The 1981-nt window shown below is 45.1% G+C and carries 1 protein-coding gene; it reads left to right on the top strand.

Annotated features, from left to right (window positions below; translation table 11 throughout):
- Positions 1 to 293 precede the first annotated feature (293 nt).
- Positions 294 to 1625 carry a site-specific DNA-methyltransferase gene (locus O9290_RS13235; protein ID WP_288058276.1) on the top strand — a complete coding sequence of 444 codons (1332 nt, stop codon included), beginning with the start codon at positions 294 to 296 and terminating at the stop codon, positions 1623 to 1625.
- Positions 1626 to 1981 lie beyond the last annotated feature (356 nt).

The raw sequence follows: 1981 nt of genomic DNA, 5'->3' as shown, positions 1-1981 counted from the left end.
TCCATCCTTAAAACAGCGTCTTGCTTTTCTGAAGTTACCAATGACTGAACGGAGGAATATTCTCAAAAGTCAAGCCGATATAATGCTCTCTCACTATCAACAAGATTCTGAATGGCAGGAGTTAATGGCAGGTGACATCATGGATTGCCACATATCAAAGTAATTTATGTGAATGACGGCCCAGGCCTCTTACTTGGTTCTATGTGGAATGATTACGCTTACATCGAAGATCAATGGCCAGACCGCGTAAAGGTTGTCACGCTGCGCATGGTTCCAGATCGCATCACATCTGAATGGTTGAGGTCTTAAGTATGGCGGTTCCAATTCCAGGCATGGGAAATCGTACAAAAGGGGAAAGGGTGTCGCCTCTGGACACTAATGGTTTTCGCCTAGAGTACCCCGGAAAAAAGGCACAAGAAGATATTCTTGCGCTTCCCGCAGGACACTACTCGCCAAATTCGGCATATTCAGGCGGCGATAATAGGCTTTACCACGCGGACAACTTGGCTGTACTTGCGGCTTTAGCGAAGGATGAAGCCGTAAGCGGAAAAGTGAAACTTGTTTACATCGATCCTCCATTTGCAACTGCATCATCCTTTGAGTCAAGAAAACAAAACCATGCTTATGACGATCATCTTGTTGGACCTGATTTTGTTGAAACGTTACGCGAACGCCTAATTTTAATTCACCGTTTGTTGGCCGATGATGGTTCGCTATACCTTCACCTTGATGAAAGAATGATTTTTCATTTTCGCGTCGTCTTAGATGAAATTTTCGGAGAGAAAAATTTCCGAAATTGCATAACGCGCAAGAAGTGCAATCCTAAGAACTACACGAGAAAGACATACGGAAATGTAGCCGACTACATTCTTTTCTACACAAAGAGCGATAACTATGTATGGAACCGACCAATTGAACCATGGGATGAAGTTAAATCAGTAAAGGAGTATCCATGCCTTGATCCCGATGGGCGCAGATACAAAAAAGTACCCGTCCATGCTCCCGGTGTCCGTAACGGGGAAACAGGTGGGGAGTGGAAAGGCAAGCTGCCGCCACCCGGAAAGCATTGGCAATATAAACCGTCAACCCTAGATGAGATGGATGCCCGTGGAGAGATTTATTGGTCGCCAACGGGAAATCCGCGCCGAAAAATCTATCTTGAAAATAGCGCTGGAATTCCAGTGCAAGACATTTGGATGGACTTTCGTGACGCGCATAATCAAAACATTCATATAACCGGCTATCCAACGGAAAAGAATCCTGCACTTCTTTCTAGAATTATTGAAGCATCATCAAATCCCGGTGATCTTGTCCTAGATTGCTATGCAGGGTCTGGAACCACATTAGTGGTGGCATCAGAGCTTGGGCGAAAATGGATTGGTGTTGATCGTAGCCAGGAGGCTATTACAACAATATTGCATAGGATGGCTAATGGCTCGGATCGTATGGGTGATTTTGTCAATGAGAAATCCAAAAAAGTTTCATTGCCATTATTCAGCATTGCCGACTTCACACTGTTTGAAGAGGCTGCGGAAGAAAACATTCAGCCTAAAGATGCTGACATTACATCGCCAAACGGGGTTCTAACAATTCGTTCCAGCGGACGCGCTAAAGCGCGCCGCTGAACTTATCCGTTATGCTGAACCAATAAGCTGTAGTGCGATGCCGAAGGCACTGCGTAGCAGTACGCAATTTTGTAGGGTGCGTTCCCTAAGGTGGCTCCTACTGCTCCACTAATAGATTTTTGGGGAACGCACCATGCACATTGATTGAAACTGTGGGTTAAAGTGCGATACCGAAGGCACTGGGTAGCACCCCTAGATGTCGTTAGGCCTTCAATCTACTTAGGGCTTGCTGAATAATGGTAAAACCCTTTTAAAATAAGGCTTTTGACCTGTTAAAGTCCGATGTTCATGCTGCGAAAATAGGATTGGGACTTTCAAAAACCTTGCATTATCCTTCTTGTGGTACATCGCTTGGT

It is taken from the genome of Microcystis sp. LE19-41.2A, assembly GCF_027530405.1.
In the GTDB taxonomy this organism is placed as follows: Bacteria; Cyanobacteriota; Cyanobacteriia; order Cyanobacteriales; family Microcystaceae; genus Microcystis; species Microcystis aeruginosa.
The sequence above is the reverse complement of the archived record's forward strand: the minus strand, read 5'-3'. Positions and strand labels throughout refer to the sequence as shown.